The organism is Caulifigura coniformis (genome assembly GCF_007745175.1).
Classification (GTDB): Bacteria; Planctomycetota; Planctomycetia; order Planctomycetales; family Planctomycetaceae; genus Caulifigura; species Caulifigura coniformis.
The window spans coordinates 5,602,419-5,629,186 of the sequence record NZ_CP036271.1 but is presented as its reverse complement, the minus strand read 5'-3'; the positions used below and the strand labels follow the sequence as shown (position 1 = coordinate 5,629,186).

The 26,768-nt window shown below is 61.5% G+C and carries 21 protein-coding genes; 11 read left to right on the top strand and 10 right to left on the bottom strand.

What is annotated here, in order from left to right:
* Positions 1 to 282: 282 nt before the first annotated feature.
* Both cls and Pan44_RS22605 read right to left on the bottom strand, forming a co-directional pair.
* Positions 283 to 1,797 carry a cardiolipin synthase gene (gene cls / locus Pan44_RS22610; protein WP_197453570.1) on the bottom strand — a complete coding sequence of 505 codons (1,515 nt, stop codon included), beginning with the start codon at positions 1,795 to 1,797 and terminating at the stop codon, positions 283 to 285.
* A gap of 911 nt (positions 1,798 to 2,708) precedes the next feature.
* Positions 2,709 to 3,698, bottom strand: a complete 990-nt coding sequence (locus Pan44_RS22605) for an AAA family ATPase (protein ID WP_145034045.1) — start codon at positions 3,696 to 3,698, stop codon at positions 2,709 to 2,711.
* 89 nt (positions 3,699 to 3,787) lie between these two features.
* Between Pan44_RS22605 and Pan44_RS28385 the strand changes: the two genes are divergently transcribed.
* The 3 genes from Pan44_RS28385 (at position 3,788) to Pan44_RS22590 (ending at position 5,946) form a co-directional block, all read left to right on the top strand.
* Positions 3,788 to 4,138, top strand: a complete 351-nt coding sequence (locus Pan44_RS28385) for an IS630 transposase-related protein (protein WP_145027931.1) — start codon at positions 3,788 to 3,790, stop codon at positions 4,136 to 4,138.
* A complete protein-coding gene (locus Pan44_RS22595; protein WP_145027933.1) occupies positions 4,086 to 4,727 on the top strand; it encodes an IS630 family transposase in 642 nt (213 codons plus the stop codon). Before Pan44_RS28385 ends, Pan44_RS22595 begins: the two co-directional genes overlap by 53 nt.
* Positions 4,728 to 4,917: 190 nt before the next feature.
* Positions 4,918 to 5,946, top strand: coding sequence for a ZIP family metal transporter (locus Pan44_RS22590; protein ID WP_197453569.1), 1,029 nt, complete (start codon positions 4,918 to 4,920; stop codon positions 5,944 to 5,946).
* Positions 5,947 to 5,961: 15 nt separating this feature from the next.
* Here the strand turns inward: Pan44_RS22590 and Pan44_RS22585 are convergent, their stop codons facing one another.
* Positions 5,962 to 6,417, bottom strand: a complete 456-nt coding sequence (locus tag Pan44_RS22585; RefSeq protein WP_145034044.1) for a Fur family transcriptional regulator — start codon at positions 6,415 to 6,417, stop codon at positions 5,962 to 5,964.
* A 1,164-nt stretch (positions 6,418 to 7,581) separates the two neighbouring features.
* On the opposite strand from Pan44_RS22585, the gene Pan44_RS22575 reads away from it, so the two are divergent.
* From Pan44_RS22575 to Pan44_RS22565, 3 genes are all read left to right on the top strand, one after another.
* Positions 7,582 to 9,129 (top strand): permease, encoded by a 1,548-nt coding sequence (locus Pan44_RS22575; protein ID WP_145034043.1) that lies wholly within the window; start codon positions 7,582 to 7,584, stop codon positions 9,127 to 9,129.
* Between the two features lie 90 nt (positions 9,130 to 9,219).
* A complete protein-coding gene (locus Pan44_RS22570) occupies positions 9,220 to 10,488 on the top strand; it encodes a DUF58 domain-containing protein (RefSeq protein WP_145034042.1) in 1,269 nt (422 codons plus the stop codon).
* Between the two features lie 256 nt (positions 10,489 to 10,744).
* The gene (locus Pan44_RS22565; RefSeq protein WP_197453568.1) at positions 10,745 to 13,312 is read left to right on the top strand and encodes a transglutaminase-like domain-containing protein; all 2,568 of its coding nucleotides are present in this window, start codon (positions 10,745 to 10,747) and stop codon (positions 13,310 to 13,312) included.
* Here the strand turns inward: Pan44_RS22565 and Pan44_RS22560 are convergent.
* The 4 genes from Pan44_RS22560 to Pan44_RS22545 all read right to left on the bottom strand — a co-directional run bounded on the left by Pan44_RS22560 (position 13,306) and on the right by Pan44_RS22545 (position 16,945).
* Positions 13,306 to 13,875 (bottom strand): MerC domain-containing protein, encoded by a 570-nt coding sequence (locus tag Pan44_RS22560; protein ID WP_145034040.1) that lies wholly within the window; start codon positions 13,873 to 13,875, stop codon positions 13,306 to 13,308. The genes Pan44_RS22565 and Pan44_RS22560 overlap by 7 nt on opposite strands.
* Before the next feature lie 98 nt (positions 13,876 to 13,973).
* Positions 13,974 to 15,044 (bottom strand): DUF1559 domain-containing protein, encoded by a 1,071-nt coding sequence (locus Pan44_RS22555; RefSeq protein ID WP_145034039.1) that lies wholly within the window; start codon positions 15,042 to 15,044, stop codon positions 13,974 to 13,976.
* A 310-nt stretch (positions 15,045 to 15,354) separates the two neighbouring features.
* Positions 15,355 to 15,795 carry a hypothetical protein gene (locus tag Pan44_RS22550; protein WP_145034038.1) on the bottom strand — a complete coding sequence of 147 codons (441 nt, stop codon included), beginning with the start codon at positions 15,793 to 15,795 and terminating at the stop codon, positions 15,355 to 15,357.
* Between the two features lies 1 nt (position 15,796).
* Positions 15,797 to 16,945, bottom strand: coding sequence for a DUF1559 domain-containing protein (locus Pan44_RS22545; protein ID WP_145035144.1), 1,149 nt, complete (start codon positions 16,943 to 16,945; stop codon positions 15,797 to 15,799).
* Positions 16,946 to 17,119: 174 nt separating this feature from the next.
* On the opposite strand from Pan44_RS22545, the gene Pan44_RS22540 reads away from it, so the two are divergent.
* The 4 genes from Pan44_RS22540 to Pan44_RS22525 all read left to right on the top strand — a co-directional run bounded on the left by Pan44_RS22540 (position 17,120) and on the right by Pan44_RS22525 (position 21,849).
* Positions 17,120 to 17,887, top strand: coding sequence for a choice-of-anchor M domain-containing protein (locus Pan44_RS22540; RefSeq protein WP_197453567.1), 768 nt, complete (start codon positions 17,120 to 17,122; stop codon positions 17,885 to 17,887).
* A gap of 12 nt (positions 17,888 to 17,899) precedes the next feature.
* On the top strand, positions 17,900 to 20,470 hold the full coding sequence (locus Pan44_RS22535) for a fused MFS/spermidine synthase (RefSeq protein WP_197453566.1): 2,571 nt from the start codon (positions 17,900 to 17,902) through the stop codon (positions 20,468 to 20,470).
* Positions 20,467 to 21,450, top strand: coding sequence for a DUF1559 family PulG-like putative transporter (locus Pan44_RS22530; protein ID WP_145034035.1), 984 nt, complete (start codon positions 20,467 to 20,469; stop codon positions 21,448 to 21,450). The genes Pan44_RS22535 and Pan44_RS22530 overlap by 4 nt, the downstream gene beginning before the upstream one ends.
* Before the next feature lie 84 nt (positions 21,451 to 21,534).
* Positions 21,535 to 21,849, top strand: a complete 315-nt coding sequence (locus Pan44_RS22525; protein ID WP_231754135.1) for a hypothetical protein — start codon at positions 21,535 to 21,537, stop codon at positions 21,847 to 21,849.
* 21 nt (positions 21,850 to 21,870) lie between these two features.
* Here the strand turns inward: Pan44_RS22525 and Pan44_RS22520 are convergent, their stop codons facing one another.
* A complete protein-coding gene (locus tag Pan44_RS22520) occupies positions 21,871 to 22,884 on the bottom strand; it encodes a hypothetical protein (RefSeq protein WP_145034033.1) in 1,014 nt (337 codons plus the stop codon).
* A gap of 134 nt (positions 22,885 to 23,018) precedes the next feature.
* Positions 23,019 to 24,683: an A24 family peptidase gene (locus Pan44_RS22515; RefSeq protein ID WP_197453565.1), complete on the bottom strand. Its 1,665-nt coding sequence runs from the start codon at positions 24,681 to 24,683 to the stop codon at positions 23,019 to 23,021.
* 192 nt (positions 24,684 to 24,875) lie between these two features.
* Between Pan44_RS22515 and Pan44_RS22510 the strand changes: the two genes are divergently transcribed.
* Positions 24,876 to 25,403 carry a hypothetical protein gene (locus tag Pan44_RS22510; protein WP_145034032.1) on the top strand — a complete coding sequence of 176 codons (528 nt, stop codon included), beginning with the start codon at positions 24,876 to 24,878 and terminating at the stop codon, positions 25,401 to 25,403.
* A 20-nt stretch (positions 25,404 to 25,423) separates the two neighbouring features.
* Here Pan44_RS22510 and Pan44_RS22505 read toward each other — a convergent pair whose 3' ends face one another.
* A complete protein-coding gene (locus tag Pan44_RS22505; RefSeq protein WP_145034031.1) occupies positions 25,424 to 26,596 on the bottom strand; it encodes a hypothetical protein in 1,173 nt (390 codons plus the stop codon).
* Positions 26,597 to 26,768: the final 172 nt, after the last annotated feature.

Here is a 26,768-nt window from a genome sequence, read left to right as displayed (position 1 = left end):
GAACCAGCGGCAACAGCTGCCAGCACAATGCGAATGTCTCGCACGACTTCCGAATGCAGGGGGCGAATGTGACGCACCATTCGGCTTCTGCGATGGCCGAGCCAGGTCGTGATCAGGCGCTCCGGCTTTCCGCTGTTCGCCATGAACGTCACAGAAAAGTGACGGAACTCGGGATCGAGAACTGAAGTCCTCTCAACAGCTTGTGGCGTTTGGCTGGAGAGCAACATTCCCCTTCGCCGTGGTGTATGGGGAGGTCGGCGCGTGTTGGCATTTGAATGATGTTCATTGAACCGGCGCAAGCAGGCGGGCGGCTTGGACGCTGAAACGGAACGGCAGTCGCCGTTGCGAATACTCCTTGGTCGATACCAGCCGGCTGTGCGTGAAGTCATCCTCGAGCATTGCCTCAACCTGGCTCGCGAATACGGCATCTCGAAACAAGAGCGTGATTTCGAAGTTGAGCCGCATGGAGCGGTTGTCGAAATTCGCGGTTCCGACCGTCGCCAAGTCGTCGTCGATCAGCATGACCTTCTGGTGCATGAAACCGGGCTGGTAGCGATACATCGGAATTCCGGCCTTCCCCAGTTCCTCGAGGTAAGAATAGGAGGTGAGATCGACGAGCGAGTCGTCGTTGTTCTCCGGGATCAGCACTCGCACGTCGACTCCTCGCAGTGCCGCCAGTTGCAACGTCGAAACGAACTGCGCATCGGGCACGAAGTACGGCGACGCGATCCAGATCCGTTTCTGCGCCATGTTGATCGCATCGAGCATCAACAGCGTTCCGGTTTCTAACTCATCGGCAGGACCAGTCGGGAAGCACGCCGCCACTGCCTCTCCCTTCGGAGCGGGTTCGGGTTCCCAGTTGAGCGACAGCCGATCACCGGTAACCCACATCCAGTCCTCGGCAAAGGAAACCTGAGTCGCCAGTACGATTGGCCCCCGCACGGCCACATGCGTATCGCGCCAGGGAGTCAACGTCGGATGCTTGCCCACATACTCGTCTCCGACGTTGTGTCCGCCGACGAACGCCTCCTTGCCATCAATGACGACAATCTTCCGGTGATTGCGAAAGTTCATTCGCAGGCGATGCCGCCATCCATGCGATGCCGGTTCGAACGCGGCCACTTTCACACCAGCCTCCTGAAGTTCGAGGACGTACTCGGCGGAGATGGCCTTGCTGCCCATGGCGTCATACAGCATGTACACCTTGACCCCCTGCCTGGCCCTGGCCAGCAGGGCATCCTTCAGGCGGTTGCCAAGGCCGTCCGAGCGGAGGATGTAGAACTGGAACAGGATGTAATCCTTCGCGGAATTGATACCGTCGACGATCGCATCGAACGTCGCCTGACCATCGACGAGCAGGTCGACGTCGTTGGAGCGCAGGATGGGCATCATCGCCAGCCGCTCCAGGAGCTTCTGCTGATGGGCCTGCCGCTCGGTCTGCGGCTCGAAGATCAGGCCTTTCTCCCGCAGCTTGCGAATCGTGTCGTACTTCAGCGAACTTTCCGACAGCATCTCGCGATAGCGCAGGAACTCGTAGCCGTCGAAATGCGATTGACCAAACACCCAGTATGCCGGCACGGCGATGTAGGGAATCGTGTTCAGCGAGATCGCCCAGGCGATCGCTCCCTGCGGAGTGCGTGTCGACATGACCGCCTGGATCGAGCTGATCGCACCGAGCGTGTGCATCAGCATCACGAACCCAATGATCAGTCGGCGGCGACGACGCTTCGCCCACGCGTAAAGGGCGCCGAAGCTGGGAAATCGGGCAGAAAGCCAGTCGAGGGATCTCGAGAACACAAGTTGCGTCTCCGGCAGGATGAGTCGTTCGTGCCTTGTAGAGCACCATTCGATCCGGATCACTGCCGGATCGAAAGGGACACGGCTTTTGGCCGGAATCGCAGAGCGGCCTTCCAGGCGACGGGGCACCGGTACGGTGACCCGTCAATTGTGCGGGCTGCTTCGTTGGGAGCGATGACTGGCGAGCCATAAGCTGGCCGATCGGCGGTCTGTCGAAGAAGGCCTGCTACACAGGCGAAAGGGGCCGCGGTGCCGGAAGAGCTGCATGTTTCGTCCGGCGACCTGTGGAGCCAAACGACGGTTGGAGCACGGACCTCATGTCCGAGCAGCTGCTGACGGGGCGTCGATTCCGGTTCCCCGAGCTGTCGATGCGTTTCAGGGGGGGCAGGCCATCCGGCGCCGCCCATCAAGAGCCGGACCAGTTCACGTGGAAGATTCCGCGATTGAAGCCGGCGGCGTTGCCTGCAGGCAAGTCGCGCAGCGTCCGCGAACGAGGACTTCGTCGACTTGCCAGCGAGGGCGACGACGATCGAGCTGCACCCGACACGGTGATTCGAGCTGCTCGACGGTCCTGCAGTCGACACAGACCGCCAGCATCAACGGGGACTGAGCCACATCACGAGGCCGAAGCAAATACCGCCAAGCGTGATCGCCAAGATCCAGCCGGTGAACGACCTGCCTGGCGATCAGATCATTCAGGGCACGGAAGATTGTCGACAGGTCGAATCCGAAACGTTCAAGTGAAGTCGCTATCTCGGCATGAGTCGGAGGACGACGGCATGTCGATAGATGCTGGACAACATAAACTCGCGATAACGTTCGCCGGACTCCGGCCGCGTGGAGCATCTCGCGAGTTTCATCGAGAGTCAGTCCGGGTGGCTGAAGCGGCATGGCGACGACATGTCTCCCGATCAAGGTTGGCGCTTGGCCGAGTAGGCGGGCAACGGCGTTCTTCCCACGAGCTCCTGGATGACCTGTTCTGTGTTTTCGTGAACCACGCCCAATCGAACACTGAGGACGGGCTGGGCCGTTTCCTGGACGTCGTCCGGCACCACGTACTCACGTCCATGGAAGAACGCCCTGGCCTGAGCGACCCGCTGCCAGGTCAACGCGGCGCGCGGGCTCGCGCCGAGGACAACGCCGGAGTGACTGCGCGTGGCCTGTATCAGATCGAGCAGGTAATGCTGAATCCTGGCGTCGACGAACACGTCAGCCACCAACTGCTGGATTCGCTGCAGTTGTCCGCGGGCAAAGCAGGCGAGCGAGTTGGCTTCCGAAGTGAGCGATGCCCCGATCGCATCAGTGAGCATCTGCATCTCATCCAGCCGATCGGGATAGCCGACGCTCAGCTTCATCGCAAAGCGATCGAGCTGAGCCTCCGGGAGCGGATAGGTGCCATGCTGGTCGAACGGGTTCTGCGTTGCGATCACGAAGAAAGTCGCTGACAGTTCGTGACAGATTGCGTCGACGGTCACCTGGCGCTCGGCCATCGCTTCGAGGAGCACGCTCTGGGTTCTGGGAGTCGCCCGATTGATTTCATCGGCAAGGAGGACATCTGAGAAAACCGGTCCTGGCCGAAACTCGAATTGCTGCTCCTGCTGGTTGAACAAACTGAAGCCAGTAATGTCGCCCGGAAGCAGGTCCGGGGTGCACTGAATGCGCGCGTACCGTCCGCCGACGCCAGCCGCGAGTCCTTTTGCGAGTGTCGTCTTCCCGAGTCCCGGCCGGTCTTCAAGCAGCAGGTGGCCCCGGGCAAGCAGGCAAATGATGACGGATTCGACGACGCCCGGCTTGCCTTTCAGGACGCGGTTGAGTCGATCCGAAAGCCTCGCGATCGCAGCGTGGGACTCTGCCAGCGACTGATCTCTGGCGGCGAGCGTGTTGGGCAGTTCCTGAACCATTGCGACGCTAGAGCACTTCCACAGTTGCTTTTCAGAGGGATGATAGGGGAAAGGATTTCTCAAGTGGTTGGCTCAATCAAGGAAGAGTCATGCCCACCCCCTACTCAATGGATTTGAGGCGACGTGTCGTGGCCGAAGTCGACCGCGGCTCTCCGCCGGCCGAAGTCGCCCGGCGATTTCAGGTCACTGAACGAACCATCTGGAACTGGCTCGCGCTTCGCAAAGAGACTGGCCAGATCACTCCCCGGCAGGGAGATGTCGGCCCGGAGTGCGTTCTGGAACCGCATCGGGAGCGGATTTTCAAAAGCGTCCAGGACGACCCCGGCCTGACGCTCGCCCAAAGGCAACGCCAACTCGGTCTGCCGGGCTGCGCGACCACTCTGTGGAATGCGCTTCGGCGCTGGGGAATCACTCTCAAAAAAAGTGCTCAAAGCTGCTGAACAACAGCGGCCGGATGTGGCTCAGAAGCGCCGCTGGTGGAACATCCTGGTGCAGTCGAAAGCCTGTCGCCGTCTGGTGTTCTTCGACGAAACCGGGGCCGACACGAAGATGACGCGACGCTATGGCTGGGGACCAAAATCACGCCGGGTCGTGGACCATGTCCCTCAAGGGCATTGGAAAACGACGACGTTCGCAGCGGCGCTCAGGGCCAGCGGAGTGATTGCTCCCCTGGTGCTGGATGGCCCGATGGATGGGGAATGCTTTCTGGCTTACGTCCGTCAGTTCCTGATCCCGGCGCTGGAGCCGGGAGACTTGGTGGTCATGGACAACCTCAGCAGCCACAAGCAGAGCGCGGTGGGTGACGCGATTCGACAGGCCGGGGCTGAGGTGTACTACCTGCCGCCGTACTCACCCGATCTCAACCCGATCGAGAAGTTGTTCTCGAAGTTCAAGACGCTTTTGCGGACGAGCGCTGAACGGACGACAGAAGGACTCTGGAACCGGATCGGAGTGCTGGTGGACGAGTTCACTCCGAGCGAATGCCTGAACTACATCCGTTCCTGCGGATACACTGCACACGAATCATGAAGTTGCTCTAACTGTCAGACTTCCATCGGACTGAATCGCAAATCTACACCTACTGCACACTGAATGCAATTGTACAAGAGAGTGCGAATGTACGGCCCGCGACAAGGAGTTTCGGCGATCGCGGCTTGAAGTCCGTCAGCGATGCAAGTCCAATGATAGTGCACTTACATATCATTTTCGGCGGTACTTGATGTCCCATTTCGTCCGAACGCCATTGGCCGTCGCCTGCTTCGTGTGGTGCCTCGCATCAACGGCAACGCTGGCCGCCCAGGATTCGCACTCGCACCACGGCCATTCGCACGTCCATCCTCATGCACATTCCGATCACGAACCCGGCGTTTCGGCGGTGTCGGGAGCCTGGCTGATGGCCTTATGCGGGGTTTATGGGGCGATCATTGCGTCGGCCTCGCTGATCGGTGGGTGGCTACCCGGGCGGAAGACGCTGTCGCATAAGCAGTTCCAGACGCTCATCAGCTTCGTGGGCGGATTGATGCTGGGGGTTGCGACGCTGCATCTCTTCCCGCATGCAGTCCACGAGGCCGGAGCGGGATCAATCGATCGCATTTGCATGGCGATGGCCGTCGGAATCCTCGTGATGTTCTTCCTGCTGAGGGCCTTCCACGTTCACCATCATGAAGCAGATCCTGCGGCGCCGGGGAATCTCGAGGAGTCTCACGTGCATACGGCCGAGTGTGATCACAGCCACCATCACTCTCATGGACCCGGGGCCAGCCCGTTCGGGTGGGTTGGGCTGTTCATCGGCCTGGGACTGCACACCCTTCTGGACGGCGTCGCCCTGGGCATTGCGATGCAGGCGGAAGGCGAGCACGGCGCACTGGCCCCCGGCCTGGGGACGCTCCTCGCCGTTGCTTTGCACAAACCCATGGATTCGCTGTCGATTACGACGCTGATGATTGCAGGCAAGTGGAGCGGTCGCGCCCGCTTGATCGTCAATCTCGTATTCGCACTCCTGGCGCCATTGGGAGCGGCGGTGACGTTGCTCGGGGCATCCGAACTTACGCAATCCAGCGGAGTCTGGCTGGCGTATGGCCTGGCGTTCTCAGCCGGCATCTTTCTGTGCATCGCGCTGGCTGACTTGCTGCCGGAGATGCAGTTTCATTCCCACTTTCGCTGGCGACTCACGGCCGCGTTGCTCGCAGGAATGGCGGTCGCCTGGAGCATCCAGTTTCTTGAACCCTCGCACCTGCACGCGGGCTAGATACGGAATTGAAACCTACTTCGAGGTCTCACAGTCGGCGCAGTGGCCTTTGATCAGGATTTCCGTGATCGACTTGATCGCCTCGGCACGGTTTCGCGACTTGGTCGTAAATTCCATCTCTCCCAAGCACGTCACCCCGCCGCAGTCGACGCAGACGAAATGCGGGTGTTTGGCCTTCTCCGGCTCCCGCGGGTCGATTGCCTCGAAACGCCAGACGTGATCGCCGAGCTCGGTCCGGTGAACGACCTCGGCTTCCGTGAGATCGGCGAGGTTGCGGAAGATGGTCGCCTTGTCGAATCCCAGGGGAACAAGAAGATCGGTCAGTTCCGCGTGCGTGACGGGCCGCTTCGCCGCCCGCAATTGCTGCAAAACCGCAATTCGGGCCGGCGTGGCCCGCACGCCGATTGCTTTCAAGAACTCTCGAGTCTCCTGAACGGCGCTGGTCCGAGTGGCTCGATTGTGATCCGCCATTTTCAATGCCTTGGCCCTGGATTCCTGCTGGGTGTGGACAGGGCGCTCATTATGCCAAGCTCCTGGCCTGCGTTCAACACCTGCAGTTCCTGTGCAGTTAAATCGGGGCCCGAGGGGGCGTGGACATTCGCTGTCGCGGAAGCCGTTCCCCCGGAGGGAGACCTGTGACGAGACCTGTGACAGCGAAAACCGTTTGAAACATTGGAGTTTTGGACCTGTGACATGTGTGACATGTGTGACATGTGTGACATGTGTGACATGTGTGACATGTGTGACATGTGTGACATGTGTGACATGTGTGACATGTGTGACGAGCAGTGGAGTCTTTTTTCACTCCCTCTCGCGGGGCTGATCACCCCCTGTTTGCGTTGCCAAAGAACGAGTTCTCTATCCTGACGGGAGGGGTTGCGCGTTGGGAAGAGTCTTCACCTGCCTGAAGGGGCTTTGGACCGGAACCTTCTGCTATAAAGGTGGTTGCGTGGCGTGCCGCAGCAAGGTTTTGACATCGCGCCGGGAGGTTTTCGCGAGCGCGGAGGCCAGGTTGAGTGTCCGGGCAGCCTAGGCCGTTTTCGGGGGAGCGCCTCTGTTTGCGGATCGCTTGAAAATGGCGTTTGCTACCCCGAGGAACGAAGCGGCGAAAAGGATCTCGAGGACTGGCAGGTCCACGTAGGCCAATGCGTCGACTGCGACGCGCTGCCCCAAGTACCTGGCTGGCCGCAATTCCACCCGCAGGTGTGAATAGATCGCAAACGTCGCAATGACCGTCAGCACGAAACTGCTTCCGAATGCCAGGCATTTGGCGAGGTGGATGACGGCGGATCCGGGCAGATGTCGCCAGGCGAATGCAGCCGCAGGGAAGACGGTCAATGCCCACGCGGCATGGCAGGCCAAGATGACCGAGAGCGGCGGCGTGCACCCCCAAGGGCCACACAGAACCCCGTCCCAGTCGGTCCTGTGTGTCGCAACCCCCAGGACGGCCCGAACGAGAAGCGCCCAGATCGACAGTGTGATCGCAGCGAAACCGATCCGGCGAACGATCACGGGGGTGCGAATCCGAGTGCTCCGACTTGCCACCTGTTGTGAATGTGCACAACTTATGCACAAGATTATCGCGTGCCAAATGCGTTGCACTGCCAAACTCTGCTGTTTCCTGAGGACATCCCGATGGCCGAGGCCGTGCTCTGGGGGTTTGTGCTTCGCATTGTCCAGTCGGCACTTCAGGCCGCACCGTTCATCTTCACGGGTTTGTGCATCGCCGGGATCCTTCATCGCCTGATGGGGCGGCAATACACGCGGTGGCTGTTCGGGTCGAACTCTTTCGCATCGCTGGCGCAGTCCTGGTTTCTGGGGATGCTTCTCCCAGGCTGCTCGCTCGGGACGATTCCAATCGTCCGGCAGTTGCGAGTGAGTGCCATTTCGGTCGGGACCATTTTTGCCTTCGCCCTTTCGTCGCCGCTCTTTGATCCACTGTCGCTGTTGTACGGGCTCACGCTTTCCAAGCCGCTGACGATCGTCGCGTTTGCGTTCTGTTCTCTGATCGTCGTCACGCTATCCGGCAGCATCTTCGACGCCATGTTTCCCAACACGGAGGTCGATACTCCTGAGCCGCCGCCGAGCCCTTTCGGAATCAAACGCCTGCTGGCGGTGCTCGTCGTGATGTCCCGCGAGATCGTAAGTGTTTCGGGCGTTTACATTCTGATCGGCCTGCTGGGGACCGGTCTGTTGAGCCTCATGCTGCCCGCGGGATCACTGCAGCGAACGATGGCGCACGACAATCCCTGGTCTCCGTTGATGATGACCGGAATCGCGATCCCGGCGTACGCGACCCCGATGATGGCGATGGGCCAGCTGGGGTCGATGTTTCAGCATGGAAACTCGGTCGGGGCCGCCTTCATCCTGCTCGTCTTCGGAGCCGGGATGAACCTGGGGCTCCTGGCCTGGATGACGACAAACTACGGCCTCAAGCGAGCCGGCGTGTGGGTTGGCATCATGCTGCTGGTGGTCGTCGGGCTCTCGTACGGGATTGAACGACCGCTGTATCCGAAGGACATCGAGCCGGCCGATCATACGCACGCCTTTGACACTTACTGCCAGCCGTTTCACGCCGGCTATCGCCCGTCCGGGGGATTCGCGGCGGAGATCTGGCGAAGAATTCGATTGGAGACACAGCTCCACGAAATGGTCGGCGCCGCCATGATTGGCGTACTCATCTGCCTGGGACTCGGTCTCAAGCGGCTCGATCGGCGATGGCGAATCGAAGACTGGCTGAATCGCCCCGCACCGGAGTCGGCCCGAGGCGCGTGGGACATCGTCGTCCCTGGCCCGGTCCTGGCAGGTGTCGGACTGTTGACGATTGTGGCGGGCAGCATTGTCGGATGCTTCGCTTATTACCCGCCTGCGGACGAGACTCTGGATGAACTCAACGTCGCGAAAACCGAAGCCTTGCAGGGCGCACTGAGCCGGAATTTCTCACACGCCCTGCACTGGATCCCGATCTGCCAAGGTTGGAACCGACGGCTGGAAGTCGGCACCTTCCTCCGCAAGGGGCAGGTCAGCGAGTATCACCGCATGAAGGCGAGGATTTTTCGCGACCGGCTCGAAGAGCTGGATCACATAATCGAGAACGAGGACGACAGCGAAGTCATCCGCCGTCAGGTTGCAGCGACGTCCATGGCTTTTGGTCGGCTTTCCCGGGCATTTCGCGAGGAATAATGGCCGTTTGACGCCATCCAGCGTGTATACTCTTGCACATAGTATGCACAACTTGTATTTGTGCTGGTATACCTTTGCAGGAGATTTCCCGTGTCGCAGCAGCCGACCGTCTTGAGCCGCTGGATCACCAGGCTTCATGACGCGTTGCACCACGACTTCTGTCCGCAGTGCAACCGGTACGTTTACTGGCTGCGACATCCGCTCACCTGTCTCTCGATCGCTGCCCTGGTTGCCGGGTTCTGCGGGTTGTTCGTCAACGCTTACTCGCTGATCCTGTTTGCGGGCCTGGTCGTCGTCGGGATTCTCGGAACGGTCTGGCCGATGATCGCGGTTCGCGGTCTGTCAGGTGTGCTTTCATTTTCCACGCGCCGGGCGCACGTCGGCGAGCCGGTCGTGATTCGACTGAAGGTTCGGAACCGTGGGCTCCTTCCGATCTGGGGAATTCAGGTGCATGCCGGTTTCGCGCCTGTTGCTGATGTTCCGCCGGACCTTGTAATACCGAGCCTTCGCGGATTCTCAGAAATCGAGCTCGAGTGGACGCTTGTACCTGCAGAACGTGGTGTTCATCCGCTGCAGCCCTCCCGCCTCTCAACGGCGTTCCCGTTCGGCCTACTTAGGAGTGCTGCAGGCATCCAGTTTACCGACGAACTGCTCGTCTGGCCGAAGAGTGTCCGACTGGATGTTGTCCCCGATGCGATCGAAATTCATTCACGGGAAGACCGGCTGACCGATCGACGAGTGGGAGACGCCGGCGACCTGGTTGGGACTCGATCCTACCGGCCCGGCGACTCGCTTCGCCGAGTTCACTGGCGGCAAACGGCGCGACACGGCCGCCTGATTGTTACGGAGCGGCAGGCGCCTGCCTCGTGTGCCGTGCACGTGGTCGTCGATATCGCCAGCGTTTCTCATCACTCGTGCGGCGAAGTCTGCACGCTTGAAACAACTCTGTCAGTCGCCGCAAGCATCGTGGAGTCACTCTACCGATCCCACGCGTTTGTCGACTGCAGGATCGGCGAGCGTTACTACCCAATCGGGAACTCGCACGCGGAATTGAGGCGCGTCCTGGATGAGTTGGCTAGAGTCCCCCGACACGGAGCCAATTGCCCTGCCGCAGCTGCACGATCGCTGCACACGACGTTTAGCCACCCCTCGTCGATTACAATTACGGGACAGCATTCTCTTGCTACGAAGAACGTCTCGCAGCGTCTGGATCGACTTGTTGTTGTTGCCTCCTCAGGCCATGCGCTGCTCGTGGAGTCGCAGCCGATCGGCGCCCGGAGCTGGCTGACGATTGATGCGGAAGAGCCGCTGGATTCGCAGCTCCCTTCGCGATGGAGGAGGGCATGTCTTGCGGGATGAACGAGATGCTTCGGGCTCGGGGCGTTGGCGGGTTATCGCCGACGCGAAAGGTTCAGGACGAGGAGGTGGGCCCGACATATCGGTCTTGCTCCAGTGGCTAACGCTGACCCTGATCGCGTTGGCCACTTCGGTTTTTGCGCTGCTGGATGCTGAAGGGAATCGACGGCCTTCCGACGCCGCATGGTGGGTTACGCAGGTCACCCTTATGACCGCCGCGACGTGGTACGTTCGAAGACGGTTCGGTACCGCGCCTCGGATGTCGCTGCCGCTTATCGCGCTCGGGCTCTCCGCATTCGTCTGGGAGGCGGGCACCCGGACCTTCCTCGTCAGTGGCCGGCCATTCGAACTGATCGTGATGGCATTTCTGAGGAACATCCTGCTTGGACTTGGGACCGTGAGCGCCTGGCGCCGATTCCAGCCGCTTACGATCCTGCTCAGCCTGTTTCTGGCGATGTTCGGAGCCACTGCCGCGCGGAATACGCAGGCCCAGGTCGTGGCGGCAGCCTTCGCAGCGGTCGCAGTCGTCTGGCTGGCGACGTCCCACTGGGATGCGCTCCGGGGGATGATCGTGACGGATCGGCAAGACAGTCGTCGCTGGCGTCGCGTCTTCTCGATCGGCATCGCGGCGTTGCTGGCGACGACGGCCTTCGTCTCAGTCGGCCACCAGTCCGTGCTTCGTTCGCTCAAGGGGTTCATGCCGAGTTCCGGCGGCAATGGGCAGCAATCGGACTACGCACGCGACGGGGTTGGCGACGGAGAGATGCTCGTTGCGGGAACGGAGAACATTCGCAGCTTCGGTCCGATCGAAGACGCCCCCTTCATGACGGACGACAAGCCCAGTCTCTACGACGTCTTCGATGATCGGTATGAAGAGCCGGTGAGACCCGTTCAAAAACAGGACCGTGCAATCGCCCTGGATCCCAAGACGGCGGTCCAGAAGCCACCCGAGCACATCCATACCGAGTCACAGAAAGCGCAGCGGGAGTTCTCGACCCGTCGAAAGCCAAAGGGTGCAACCTCGCAACGGCTGAAGACGATCTCCAGCGACGCGATGTTCTACGTCGCTGGTCGCGTCCCATTACACCTGCGGACTGAGGTCTATGACGACTTTGATGGCGACGCCTGGAAAGCGTCGCCCGCGTCCCGCAAGGAAGCGGCCGAGGTCTGCGAGATCGACGGAAAGCCGTGGTTGCGGCTGCGAGACTCTGCCAGGTTCCGAAGCGACCTGGGCGAGGCGGAAACGCATGCCTTGAAGATCGTGCGAATGGACACGAATGTGATTCCGCTGCCGCTCAACGCCCACGGGGTTCATATCGACCGCGTCGACCGATCTGACTTCTATCTCGTTGAATCCAGTGGACGCGTTCGACTCGATCGGGAGGCACTTCCGGAACTGGTTCCCATTCACATCGCATCGCGGCCCGTTGACCGCAGGCGGACCGAGCGTGCGATCGGCTTTGATTTTGTGGATGCCTCTGAGGACTGGCCGGTTCAGCTCGACCTCCGAAAGTGGCGGGCCCTCGCCGAGGAATGGACTCGCAACTGCACGACGAAGACTGGCAGGCTCCAGGCGATCGAGTCGCGGCTGCAAAGCGAGTATGTGCTGGATGAGAACTGGAGACCATCGACCACATCGGCGGCGCCCGTCGCCGATTTTCTGTTCACGTCAAAACGGGGACCGGACTACCAATTCGCCACTGCGGCCGCACTCCTGCTGCGATCAATTGGGTACCGGACGCGTGTCGTCAGCGGTTTCTACGCGGACGATCGCGACTATGAGGCCCGTTCTGGGCACACGGCCGTCAAGAAGGACGACGTTCACTTCTGGACTGAAGCTGCGCTGGTTGGAAATTCGTGGTTCACGGTCGAAGCGACTCCGGGTTATCGGATCCTGGGACCGATCGAGAGCTGGTCGGAGTGGCTGCGACGCCAAGTGGAGACAAGCTTGAGCTATGGCTGGCAGAATCGGCTGATGGCTGGATGCCTGCTGGCGGCCATGGCAACGCTGTTTGCGTGCCGGCGGCCGCTTGTCGATAGAGTGGATGAGTTCCTGTGGGTTGTGGTCACACGGCGTCGGTCGCGCCCTGCGCTGTCGGCTTTGTCACTTCTCGAGCGACGTGCGGCGCGGGCCGGACATCCGCGTCCGGAGTCCACGACTGCGTCGCGATGGCTGATGGAGCTCAAATCGCGAGCGCCTCGCGAGGCCGGCCCAGCGCTTGAATCACTGGCAGTTCATGTCGACCGCGATGCGTTCGGCCCTCCCGGCGAATCGCCGAATGACAGCTTGGGAACTCAGATGATCGATCCAATCCTCGCCAGGCGACTCTCGCTTCGATGGTTCCAGAAGAGTGCGTCCGCCGACGCGACGTCGCCGGGCGAAAAGTCGACGCGGTCCCTGCCGACGACTGCCGCCCTTGTCCTGGCCAGCGCGATGACGCTGCTGCCGTTGTGCTCGACGGGCTGTCGCGGGGAGGCCGCGGAGGAAGCGCACCTCGAACACGCGCATCCTGCACACAAGCCGGTCAGCTTGCAGCACGCGGCTGACGATTTGAAGACGCGCATCGTGTCTCCGACGCTCCGCTCGAATGACCAGGAATCGACTGAGTTCCTCGACATCGTTCGCTGGCTTCCAGAACTCGCTGGCGCGACGGACCTGAAGAAGCAGGACTGGGATTCAGTCCTCAGGGATTCGCAGGAGCTGGAGCGCCGGTTCTCCGAAGGGAAAGTAGCGGACAGCGATGCGGAGACCACCGCCATGCTGGCCCGGCTCCAGGATCTCGGGGCCAAAGCGAAGAAGGCGGCACCGGGCGGATTTGATCACTGAGCTGACACGACTTCGAGCTCAACCGTTCTGGCGGCGCAGCATCGTCGTCGACACGAGCCATTCAGACAGTGCGCCCAGGCGAGCAGTGTCGCCCCGAACGCAGTCGGATGCGGCCAGAGCCACTGCCATGTACCGAACAGGCCACCGAGCAGTGCGGCCTCTTCGACAGCCGTCGGGGCCTGGTTGGCATTGGCCTGTGCGTTCGAACCGGCGCAGCAGGAGAGAGCGCAGCCACTCGTTGCGGTCTGGCCTTCTCCAGCCGGGGTTGCCGCGCAGCATTCGCAACCGGCGAAGGCTGCATAGTTCATGATCGCAGGCCCGGCGAATGCGAGAAATAGCATGCCTGATCGACGGTGAACCCGCCACCCGGGCACGAGAGTGGCCATTCCGATGCCCATTCCCAGGAGCGCCAGCACCTGATGGACTCGCGGGCTGACCAGCCACGACAGCCCCCAGTTCGGCAGGCTGGCCAGGCAGAACGGCATCAGCATGCAGTGGATGACGCAGGCGACGGAGAGGAACATTCCGGACAGGTTGATCCACGAGCGAGAGCCGACAGCCATCGAGTCTCCATTGGGGCGATTGCAGCGCAGATCACGAGGCAGATACCGAGCAGTTGCCGTCAACGCGGTGTGACCGCGTTGACGGAGCAGTCCAGAGGTCAGAACTCGCCGGTCACCTCGCCGCCATTGCGGCTGTGGACGGCGTGATGAATCGCCCGGTCGATGCTGTCGCTGAGGAACCGCACCGAGCCATCGCCGAACAGTGCGTGGGCCCCTCCCGTGTGCATGCTGCGAGGCCCGTAGTACCCGGATCCGTGCATCTGGATGTCGGGGATCACACTGTTCGGGGTGTTGTAGCCGTTCGTGAGCACGTTCGCGCTGAGACTCCGAACCCAACTCAGTCCTCGCCCCGAGCCGTTCCCGCCCCCGTTCCAGGTGGTGTGCTGGGCGACGACGGGCGCCAGGTCCGGATCGGTGATCGTTCCCCCCGGCCAGCCACTGCCTGACCCGGTGTATCCTCCGGTGGCCGGGCCACTTGAGCTCGTTCCCGATGTTCCACTGAGCAGCTTTCGGTAGGGCTTCACGGGCGTTGCTCCAGCGGCGAGAGTCACATCGATTCCGTCGCCGCGAACGGCCTCGCTCATGAACACCGTATTCGACGTTCCATCCGTGACGTCTCGCATCCGCACACTGGAGTTCAGAAAGACAAGGCCATCCGTCGGATACCGGTCGTCATACTTCGTGCCCGTCCCGCTGCCATTGCTGACCATGTAGTTGATCGGACCGAACGTGTACGCCTGACCGCTGATTGTTGCGGTGTACTGGCTGGGGCCCGGATCGCTCGGGCAAAGGAACATGGAGATGATGGCCGGAAAGACGTTGCTGAGGGCCGGGTTCGGGAACGTGTTTGGTCCCGATCCGAGATAGGGCCGCTGGTTGAAATCGATGAGGTTCTGCAGGTTGGCCTGCTCGATATAGGGCAACAAGCGGGCCTGCGGCGAGTAGCCGGTGGAGCCGCTCTGCGGAGGAAACACGTTGTAAGTGCTCTCGTAATTGTGGAGCGCCAAACCGAACTGTTTGAGGTTGTTCTTGCACTGCGTCCTGCGGGCGGCCTCACGGGCCTGCTGGACGGCAGGAAGCAGAAGGGCAATCAGGATCGCGATGATCGCGATGACGACCAGAAGCTCGATGAGCGTGAAACCACGGAGGCGTTGAGGACAGTTGCGCATGGGATGATTCCGAACCTTAGTCTATGCCGCGATCCGCGGAGCTATCCGCAGTCATACCGCACGTGTTCCCCAAAAGCTATTGCACACAAATTGCATTTGCACTGCTAGACCTCGTGTAATTTCGCTGAAGTCTCGACCTGTTCCGAATGGGTCGCGACCATTCGCGGGCGAAGCGCAGGGGCGAGGGTGAGCACGGTGGGCTTTTGAGGCCTGCTGAAGTTGCCAGGCGGTCGCCCCCGAGAGGCGATGTCGTGAAGCCGGCGAGTTCGCCGCTGAATTGCAGGCGCCCCGTCAACATGGATCGAATGCCCTACGCCCCCGGCAGAATCTCGATCACGTGGACGTAGCCGCGTTCGGCGTGAGCACCGCAAACCCGGACGGTTCTTTTTTCGAGCGCCCACTCAACCAGAAAGCCTGCCTTCTCGCGAACCGCGCCGACTTCCTGTTGTTCGACGCCGGCCTCTCCGCAGGCAGCGATGACGGCGGCCGATGCGATGCTTGCCTTGTGATGGGGCGTCCCAGGCGGCGCCTTCAGAGGCTCACTACTGCGAAGAATCCAGATCCCGGAGGCATCTGCGGGCGAAGCAATCCTGCCGCCAATGATCTCGGCGTCCGCCGGCAGCTGCTTCCATCCGACGCTCTCCTGCAGTTCCTTCAGCGAAGTTGGACGGGAGACGGCCGGCCGACACCCAGCCGACAAGTTGACGATGACAACAAGACCGATCCACAGACTTCTGGCTGGAAGCTGCAACTCACTGCTCCAGTGAGGCGGCTTCGCCCCCATTACGGCTTCCCAATGCCCACCAGACCCGCATGTCGATGTTCTGGTTGACGAAGATGACCCGGCCATCCCCCATCAGTGCGTTGACACCGCCTGTGTGGCGGCTGCTGGGGGTGGCGATGTTCATGCCGTAATCTTCACCACCGTAAAGGTGGCAATTACGTTTGTTGATCGGCATGGTCTGGAGGTAGGTGTTGGCCGCGAACGCCCATCCGCTGATCCATCCTCGGCCGTGGACCTTCGTGTACGTGGGATCGGGCGCCGTGACCGAGCCGCAGTACGTCACCCAGAATGGCAAAGAACGAGCCACGCCGGCTGACGATCCGCAGTAGGACAGAACCGATTCCGGGGCGTTTGCGTAGTCCATGGTCTCGCCAAACCAGGCCTGGTATGTGGTGAGGGAGTTCACGAGTCGCTCAGCCACTGCCATCGTGTTCGAGGAACCGTCTGTCAGGTCGCGCATCGCGACGTTGGGTTTCTGCCAGGCCGCCCCAGGCGACTTCGGGTTGATCGTGCCGAGGAACCCATTCTGAACCTGCAGCGGCGGCAAGGTCCCGTCAGGACCGGTTGTTCGGTCCGGCCAGCCGAGATTGGCGGCATAGCTTCCGGGCGCTGCCATCGCGGAGCCCATCGATGGCGTCGAAGCAATCGGGTCGGAGGGGCAGAGAAACGACGAAACCGTCGTCGCTGCGGCCTTGGCGTTGGGGTGAGTGTTCGAAATCGTGAGCCGCGCGTAGTCCGCGGAGTATCCGAGATTGCACTGGTCCATCATCCCCACATTGAAGTTGATCGAATTGTGCAGATTGCCCTGTTCCATCTGGGGCAGGATGAGGGCCAGCCAGCTGTAAAACCCGTTGCCGCATCCCGAGCCGTTGGGCGTGCTGCCGGTGGTGCTGAGTGGGAAGACGCGATGGGCGTCGTGGTAGTTGTGAATCGCGAGTCCGATTTGCTTCATGTTGTTCTTGCACTGCGTCCGCCGCGCGGCTTCCCGGGCCTGTTGAACGGCCGGCAGCAACAGGGCAATCAGGATCGCAATGATGGCGATCACGACCAGCAATTCGATCAGCGTAAATGCAGCACGCACGGCGTGGGCTCGCCGTCGCCCCTGAGAACTTTCCATCGCAGAATCCTCGAACTGACCGCAGCCATGCGGCAGAGACCTAAAAGTCGTCACAAAAAGCCTAGTTGCTCATTGACAGGCCTGCAACATACGCACTAGATGTACTTCTCGCACTGCAGAACATATGCAATTGAGGTGCACATGAAGTTTAACACTCGAACCGTCACACTGACCATGGCAGCCCTCTTTCAGGTCGCCGCAGTTGCGCAGGCCGACGTGATCGCCGAATATACCGCCGGACACGCGGACATCGGCCTCGCCAATGACGGAGGAGGATTCCTCCACTACCACTTCGGAACGGGCGCTGTGCTCGACGGCGTGACGCTCGCGGGAGAGGAAGAATTTGCGCCTGCAGACGCGTATGTCCGCGTGGGAGATGCGGGCATCGTCAATCTCCCGAATATTCCGGCCTACACCTCGATGCTTGGCGTTCCTGCCGGCACCGATGTCTGGATTGCCCCGCAGACTCAGAACCCGCTCCTGCCGTTCCTCGGGTTCGCCACCGAGGAGCTCGATCCTTCCTTCGGCAACGTCGCCTTTACGCTCCTTTCCATGACAGGGCCGGGGCAATTCGCGCTTTGGGCGACAGACGCGTTCGGGATGCCGACCGTGCCCGGAGGAACCTGGGGAACCGTCGACGGAATCGACTCCAGCGACAGTTTTTCCCTGCCGACAGGAGCTCACAATCACTTCAACTGGGGCTTCACAGAAGCGGGTCTTTATCAACTCGCGATTCGGGCGGAGTCGCAGTTCGGCGGGCTGGTCGACGAAGGAATTTTCACGTTCGCAGTTGGCGATCTGACCGAGGGGCCACAAGCAGTTCCCGAGCCTTCGACGTTGCTGCTCTGCGGCCTCAGCGCGTTCGGAGTTGGTGTCCAGCGCCTGCGTCGACGAAAAGCGAAACCGATCGCCTCCCCGGAAACGGCCCCGGCGACCCCCTGAACCATGACAGGGATGAGTCTGCCGCCGATCGTTCCTTCCGCCAAAGCTGATTCGAACGAGCGTTCGCTGAAGCGAGTGCTGTTGCTGACGGCATTGAGCGGCGCGGCGGGGCTGATGCATGAGACACTCTGGACGAGGCGGCTCGTCGACCTGCTGGGCTCGACGGCGGAGGCCACGTCCAGAGTTTTTGGGACGTTCTTGCTCGGACTAGCGATCGGCGCAGCGGCCGCAGCGTTTCTCGCTTCCCGAATCGGCCGTCCGCTCCTGGCCGCGGGTGTGATGGAACTGCTGGTGGCAGTGGCCGTCGCGCCGCTTTTGAGCCTGTCGACCTGGTCTGCCCCCCTGCTCCATTCGATCACTTCCAAGGCGACCGCAGGCGATGGCTTGGCGAAGCTGGTGGTCTCACTGGTTGCAATCGGCCCGGCATCGGTCGCGATGGGGGCTGTGCTCCCGTTGCTCGTCGCGGGTGTTCAAGAGCGGCTGGGCCGCAGTGTTGCCCCCTCGTGGAGTGGAGGCATTTATTTCTGGAACCTTGCCGGTGGTGTGATCGGCCTGTTCGCAGTCAGTCTCTTCGTGCTGCCGCTGTGCGGACTCGCCGCGGCCATGGTGGTGTGCACCGGCCTGAATGGGCTGATCGGAATCGCGCTGATCGCGCTCGATTCTCTGTGGAAGGTCCCGCAGCCTGATCAGTCACTGCCGCGGCCGCTGGAAGCGCAGACGCGCGGAATGCTGCCTGTGCCCGGACCTCTGCTGGTCGTCGCCTTCGCGTCGGGTGCAGCGGTGCTGGCCTTTGAAGTCGTCGCCTTACGGCTTCTGATGCTGGTCGCCCCGATCTGTTCCTTCGCGCCGCCAGTTCTTCTGGGGGTCGTCCTGGCCGCTCTTGCAGGCGGCGCATTCGTCGCGCGGAAGGTCGCCGAAGGTGGCCGGTCCGATGGCCTCGCGTGGTCACTGAGCCTGTCGGGCGCCGCGTTCGCCGCTTCTCCCTGGATCTTCATGGCGGCGGCTCAGCGCTTCGACCTCGGCCCGAGCGCCTCGTTCGGCCTGTACCTGGCGAAGCTGATTCTCTTCGGGCTGGCGGCGTTTGGCGTTCCATTTGTCATCGCCGGGGCCGTCTTTCCTCTTGCACTGGCCCGGGCCACGCAGGACTCGCCGTCCGCAGGGGCCTGGGGCTGGATGCTGTTCGCGAACGGCATTGGCGGATGGCTCGGCGCGGAGATCGCAAACGGCCTGCTCATGCCGGGCATCGGTCCGCATGCTGCCATCGGGGTGATTGCTTGTGTGCCGCTCGTGGTCGCCGCGGCTGGCCTGTTCCGTGGGCCATGGTCGGTACGGATTGCTGGCCTGGCTTCCGGAGCTCTGGCGGCCGGGGTGATCGCTCTCACCCAGGGGCCATTGAGCCGGATTCCGCTCGTCAACCCGCACCTGGGATGGACAGTTCTCGACCAACGCTCGGATCGGGATGGAACCGTGGCGGTCGTGCAGCATCCGTCCTTCGAGAAGGCCATCCTGATCTCGAATCAGTATCTGCTCGGAAGCAGCCGGGCCGCGGATGATCAGAGGCGTCAGGCACATCTCGCGCTCCTTCTTCATCCGGAACCTCGGGACGTGGCCTTCATCGGAATTGCAACCGGCATCACGCCGGGTGCGGCGTTGCAACATCCCGAAGTCCAATCGATCGATGCGATCGAGCTGTCACCGGACGTCGCCGATTTCGCACGGCAGTACTTCGACGCCGAGAACTTCGGGCTTTGCAATCATCCGAAGGTCAATTTGATCATCGACGATGCCCGGTACGTCCTGAACAGACGGCCGGGATCCTACGACGCCGTGATCGGCGATCTGATTCTCCCCTGGTCACCGGGCGAGGCCCGGCTCTATTCGCTCGAGCATTTCGCAGCGGCCCGCCGCAGCCTGAAGCCGGGGGGCGTTTATGTTCAGTGGCTGCCCGCGTATCAATTGACCGAAAGCCAAATGGCGATCATTCAGCAGACGTTCCGCGCGGTTTTTCCGCGGGCGGAACTGATTCGACGCGAGTTCCGAGTCTCATCTCCGGCCCTGGGTCTCGTCGGCTGGTCGGATGACCGCCAGATCGACTGGGACATCGTCGATGCCCGATGCGCCGCGCTCAAGTCGGGCGGCGTCGTCCTGGATCCCTCACTACGTCATGGGGATGGGGTCCGCATGTTATCGCTGGCGTGGAGTGAACTGCCTGCGTCGACGCGGACCAACACGCTGGATGGGCCGATTGTGGAGGTTGATGCCGGAATCCAGCGAGTCACCGGCCGACCGACCGCGAAGTATCTGCTGGGCGGCCGCTGGCTGAACTTCCTCGCTCACGCTGATGCGGCAGGCAAAGCAAGCGAAGACCGGGCGCACCAGTCGTTTCGCAACCTGGGGCTGAGATGGTCTCGATTCGAAGGCCAACTGCTGATGAGCCGCGAAACGAAGCGGCCGGTGAGTGATCCCCGCCCGCCATTGCCGACGACACTCTCCAGCGACGTTCTTGCTGACTGGAAGCAATGGCCGTCCGACGTGCACGTCAGTCCGAAGTCGCTCACCAGGAGGTCTGAGGTCTTGCAATGAAGTTGATTCGAAAGTGTTCGTCGCGATCGGGGTTCACGCTGATCGAACTACTGGTGGTCATTGCGATCATCGGGATTCTGGTCTCGCTGCTACTGCCGGCGGTGCAGCAGGCACGCGAAGCCGCCCGGATTACGCAGAGCCGCAACAATCTGAAGCAGATCGGATTGGCCCTCCACAATTATCTGGACGCGCATTCGACGTTTCCGGCCGCCTATCTCGCCGACACCCGCCATTCGTCGCGCGACCCGGATACCTACGACGGCCCGAATGGATTCGGCTGGGGGACGATGCTGCTGCCTTTTCTCGACCAGGGCCCGCTCTACAACCAATTGAACACGGACCGGCCGTGCTGGGATCCGGTCAATGCGAACCCGGTTGTGATCACTCTCCCCGTGTTCCTGAACCCCTCTGCCACGAACTCGAACGGACCGACGATCGTTCGTGGAGCCGGAGGGGCTGAACTGGCCCGCTTTGGACGATCGCACTACGTCGCGAACGCCGGGCAGGAAGAGCCGTGGGGATTCCAAATGGACGATTACTCGCGAATTGCCGACGGCCCGATGTTCCGAAATTCTCGGACGCGTCCGGCAAGCGTCAGCGATGGATTGTCGAATACGGTGTTTATCGGCGAGCACAGCCAGATCAGCGACAAGACCTGGGTGGGGGTCGTCCCCGGCGCGGAGGTGTGCACGATCGATCCGGCGAAATTCCCGATCACCGACTGTGACGCGGCCGCAACGCTCGTCAACGTGCATTCCGGACCTGCTTCGGCTGAGATCGATCCGGTGACGGGATTCGCCCCGATTCACCCGCCCAATAGCCCGTTGTGCCACGTGTGTCAGATGTATTCGCCGCATGTTGGCGGAGCGAACATTCTGCTCGGAGACGGAAGCGTTCGGTGGGTGTCGCAGTACATCCATCAGCCGACTTGGGCGGCACTCTCGAGTTGCAGCAAGGGCGAGGTGGTGGGCGAATACTGAGGCAACAGTTCCAATTCCCTCGACTTGCGAGGGCGGAAGCGGATTCGGTGGACGATGAACTTTCGAATGATGACTGCCGGAATCATGAGCGCCCTGATCCTGGCGTACTTCGCATATGGTTGGTGGAGCCAACCACCGGTCGTCTCGTACGACAATCTGCGTTACGTCGAGTTGTTGATGACGGCAGTTTCCAGCCGGAACTCAGCTCAGGTGACCAAGGTGGAGAGTGTCATCGCGGAAAGGCATCGCACAGGAGCATTATCCGACATCGAACTGGATCCGCTTCAAGAGATCATCGCGAAGGCGAGGGCCGAGGACTGGGAGCAGGCGCACCGTCAGTGTTTTGCGCTCGCTGAAGCCCAGCAAGGTCGCCGACGCCCTCGCGACGAGCGCCCCTGACGCCGCGAGCGCGAAGTTGCCTCACTCGCCTGCTCCGCGGCGCTGTCTGAGCGCGGCGGCTCTCATTCCGATCCAGACCAGGGCGGCCACCAGGAAAGTGACGGCGTATTCGGTGAAGGGGATCCAGGCCACCTGATGGATGCGATCGAAGCCGATTCGCGAGTACACCGCGAGAGCGCCGCCGACGTAGAGGGCCAGGAACGCCCATCGGGCAGCTCGCGACAGCCCCAGACCGTGCATTTGCGTGACGATGAACAGTCCCGCAAAGCCGAAACAGAACATCTGCCAGAGACGTGGGGCGTTGCTCAGGGCGACGAGTGTTCCGTGCAGCAGAACGAGAACTTCCTGAGTTATCGTCCACCATCTGTTCGTGTGAATGCGAGTGAAGAACAGACTGCCCTGCAGGAGCAGGAGGAAGATGTAGAGAAACCCGAGAAGATGACCGGGCGTGCCGACCATGGGGTGGTACCAGAACGTGTAGATCGTCGCCCAGGCGAAGTAATAGCCGTGGTACTTCCGAACGCCGCGGCCCGCTTCTCGCATGAGCGTTCCGGGGACCTTCCAGCCGAAGAACAACCCGCGGCGCTGGTTCTCCATCAACAGCACGATCACCAGCAGGAGAATCACCGACCATTGGGAACTCTGCTCTGAGACATCCAGGCCCAGGCCGTCATAGAAGAGATGAGTCTGAGCGAAGTGCAGGACGATGAAGCCTGCGTTGGCGGCCAATGCCCAGAGATTGACGGGATGCAGAGTGTCGCTGTACCTGGTCCTTCGTGACTGGGCGTACCAGATCAGCCCCCAGATCGTGAGCTGGTGGGCGAGATAGAGGCCCCAGACAGAGATTCGCGTCCAGATTGTCGGCGCCGCGGTCACCCATGGGTACCAGTAGGCGACCTGGCGATCCGGGCGGAGGGAGACGCCGCCAAGCCGGGAGTCGGCGAGCCAGATGACGACCGTGAAGGCAAGACTGAACGCAATCCCGAGCCACAGGCCTTGAGTCTGAGTAAGCCCGCCTCGGATACGCTGGTGCATGCTTCGAGACGACTTCCCTGGACTATCCATTCATTTCTCGGATGGGCCGCCGAAGTCGATCCCGAGCGATCACAACGTCGGCCGATGACAGTGTAGCGGCCGCTGCGAAGCCTGCTGAAATGGATTCGTTCGATTCAGCGCTCTGAGACACTGGATTCGTGGGGAGTGGGACACTCCGCGCCAACGCTCTCATTGAACGTCGTCTCCACAACTTCATTCCGCGTGTTGTGGGCGTACATCGCTTCTGCCGCAGGATGTGCAATCTGTCGACGTCGATAGAACACACCGAATGCGATCGCCGCAACGATCACCCCGGCGGTGACTGCAGATCGCGGAGTGCTTCTGGCCCCTTCCCTCCATAGCCAGAGCAGATCGGCTGACCATCGCCATGTGAGCTGGTGTACGAATGCACTGACGAACAGGCTGCCGATCAGCGGCCAGCGGGTGCGGACCCGTTCACTGACAAGCCAGTCGAGACTGGACTCGAGGATGAGAGTCCCCAGCACGATCACGAGCACGGCCTGCCAGCCCAGCATGACGCCGGCCAGGGACATCGCGGCCATCACGCCGCGGGAGCGACGAGATGGATCCTGGACGACGGCGGACAACAACCATCCGGCGAGCAGGCCTGCCACAACGCCCGCGCCGGTCGTGACGAGCGCATCGACCAGAGTTCTTGCGGTTGCGTCGGATTGACCGAGGATCGCCGGCATGGGTTGCAGGAAGGGGAGCAGCAGCGGGGGAACGACAGCGAAAATCAATGCCGTTGCGATTGATCGGAGCGGGATTGCCTGCCGATCAAACTCGATCAGTGTCCACGCCCCCAGAGTTGCGAACTGGAAGCAGTGATACGCGTAGAGCCCGACCAGATCCCATTTTGTGTACATGAGGATCCAGACGACGCCTGCGTAGAAGTTTGGATCGCGGACGGGCAGATTCCTGCCGCCGGAGATCAGTTCCGCGAGATACAGCGCGAGGAACACGGCTCCGGCGATAAATTCGACGATCGGGTACTGGGCGGAAATCGGCACCTGGCAGGCCCGGCAGCGTCCGTTGAGCAGAAGCCACCCGAGCACCGGGATGTTGTCCCTCGGCTGAATGGCTGTTGTGCAACGGGGGCAGCGGGACGATCGCAGGACGACTGACTCCCCTCTGGGCATCCGATATGCGACGACATTCAGAAAGCTGCCGATCGTCGCGCCGAGGGTGAAAAAGAACACGGCGAAGAATGATTCCGTGATGTGCAGGCGGATCAGTTCTCCCATCGTGGGATCCTCCAGGGCACGGCTGGAGGACATAGGTTCCGGCGCAAACGCGATCGAGATCGCCGGCAGAACGATCATGTAAAGGCCAAAGCCCCCGGCGACCGTCCAGGCCAGAAGTCGCCTCCAGGCATTGAAATCCAGGCTTCTCGCGCCCGCGATCACCCGATCGCTGCAGAGCCACAAGACGAATGCCGACCACACGCAGGTCACGGCCGTTGGCGAAAACGGCCCCTGTGCAAGCCAAGTTTCAATCGCCGAGTTGGTCATCCCTCCCGCGAACACCGCAGCTGCGATCGCGGCGCACAGCAGGTCGCCGCCGCGCGTCGGAAACAGTCCGGCGCCGATGGGAAGCACCAGAATGGCTGAGCCGACCATCAGCAGGCCCTGTAGCGACGTCAGGTGCCGCGCCCACAGAACGATCACCAACACCGCGTGACCGCCCGCCAGGTTCGAGAAGAGCTCTCCGACCGCAGAGCGTCGCCAGGGGAGATCCCGAGGTGCGAGGGCTCCGGACTCGGGATGAAGTGCGTCCAATGCAGAGCCTGCAGGAATGACATTGAGCGACCGTCGCACACCCCTGTGTCGATCAGATGCCCATACAGTCCAATCACAATATTCACATGCACATCCTTTGCACAAGTAGTCTCGACCGCTAATCTGGTTGGAGTGGCTGAATCACGACTGGCGCCGCCATCTGTCGCACGGGGATCAACTGAGGAAGCAGCGATGAGTCGCCTTCTGCACCCGCCGACTCATTCCCGGAAGCGATCGGTTCGGCGCCGAGCGCAGAAGTCCGTCGCGGAAAACTATCACCTCGGCGACGCGGATCTGCTCGTAATGGTGCTGGCCTCGGCCGGGTTCCTGCTTCGGCTGACCACGCTGTTGACGGCCGCTCTCCCGGTGGCGACACACCAGCAGTTAACGTTCCTCGACGGGATCGCGAGATTGCTGATGCTGCCCGGGGGCCTTCTGGCCCTCCTGATCCTTCTGGTGGGCCGCCAGTTTCACCAAGGCCACCAGATGCAGCGGGCAGGGTTCTGTGGCGCCGGGCTGCAACTGCTCGGGGCCTGCCTCCCGCTCCTCGGCTGCACTACTCCTTCTCCCGGGGGGAGCGTTCATGCCACCTGCAATCTGACTCTGGCCTGGCCACTCCTGGCGCTGGGACTCGTTGCGACTGTGCTGCAGCTTCGCGCGCACAGAATGAATCAGCTCTTGCTCATCGGCGCGGGCAGTCGCTTCAGAAGACTTCACTGAGGAACGAAGCCACTGTCTCGTCAGAAAAAGTACTTCTTCGCGTCTGACAACACTTTTGGATCTTTCGCCTTCAGTTCGTCCAAGTGCTTTTTCGCGGTCTCGATCTGGGTGGCAAGCACTGCGTCGTTCTGCGGAGCCCGTTTCTGCGAGAGGGCGATCAGGTATTGCGCGATCGCGCGGCGTTTCAGGGCGGCGTTTTCACCTGGCGAGTCGTAGTACCCGACCAGCCAGGGCATCAATTCCCAGTCTTCCCAGCGGGTGAGATCCTTGATTGCCAAGTCGGCAAGCTCGGGGCGTTCGATGGCGAACCGCATGGCCCGTTGCAGGCGCGTTCTGCTCGCCCGTTCGGGTGCGTATTGCCATAGAAATCGCAGAGTCTGCATCGATGCATAGGCCTCCGTGAAGCGATCGTTGTTGGGTCGCTGACGAATCCTGTCCTCCAGGAGCGCGACACCTTCATCGCCCGTCAGCAGGACGTAGCCGGCCATCATCCCGTCCAGGCCGAGTCGATACGCTTCCGCCGGCTTGTCGATCTCGGTCTTCAAGAACTCGGCATCAGTTTTCGTTCCACAGAGACCGAGCATCATTCCATAGAAACCGACCCGCGTTTGCTGGGTCTCCTGCCGGGCGATCCAATTCTTGAGCTTCTCCGCAGAAAAGCGAGGAGCCACAGGCTTCACATCGCTGTAGGCCGCGGCCGCGAACTCAGAGAACGCGTCGTTGGCAACAATGGAGTCTGGATGTTCCAGATGCTCCAGGTAGTACGGCAGTCGCCTGGCGGCGGGAAGGTCACGCGCCGGAGCTTCGTTCACGTAGCGGAACGCGGCAGGAGTCATGACGACAGGAGTGTCCCACTGGAAGGTCCTCTGTTTGACGCCGGTGAGCAGAAACAGGTCACCCGGCTGGCCCGTTTTCGGACGGTCCAGCGAGATCGTCCGATCGACGGCCACGCCGCCGCCTGCTCGTGTGACCGTTATCACAGAGAACGCCACGCGGCTTGGAACGGTCGACTTTCCCTTGCTGCCAGGTGTCTCGATCCACCGGGCAAGAGCAACGGCTTCTGCCAGCGCCAGCCGCTCGGACAAGGCGGGCTCCGGGGCGGGACAGAATGGGCAGGCAACAATCGTGCTGCCTGTCAGGAGGAGGACGCACGATGCCAGGACGAGGCTGGTGGTCCGGGTGAAGACGCGCATTGGGGCACTCTGCAGGGACAGGCTCAAGCTCCGGACATGACGGATTCCGCGGCCCGAGTTCGCGAGAAGAGTGTAATCTTCGCACTCCATAATGACCACGATACACACTTGCACATTCTATGCAGTAGTGTACAATTACGCCTACTACGGATCTGGAATCTTCAACCGTCAA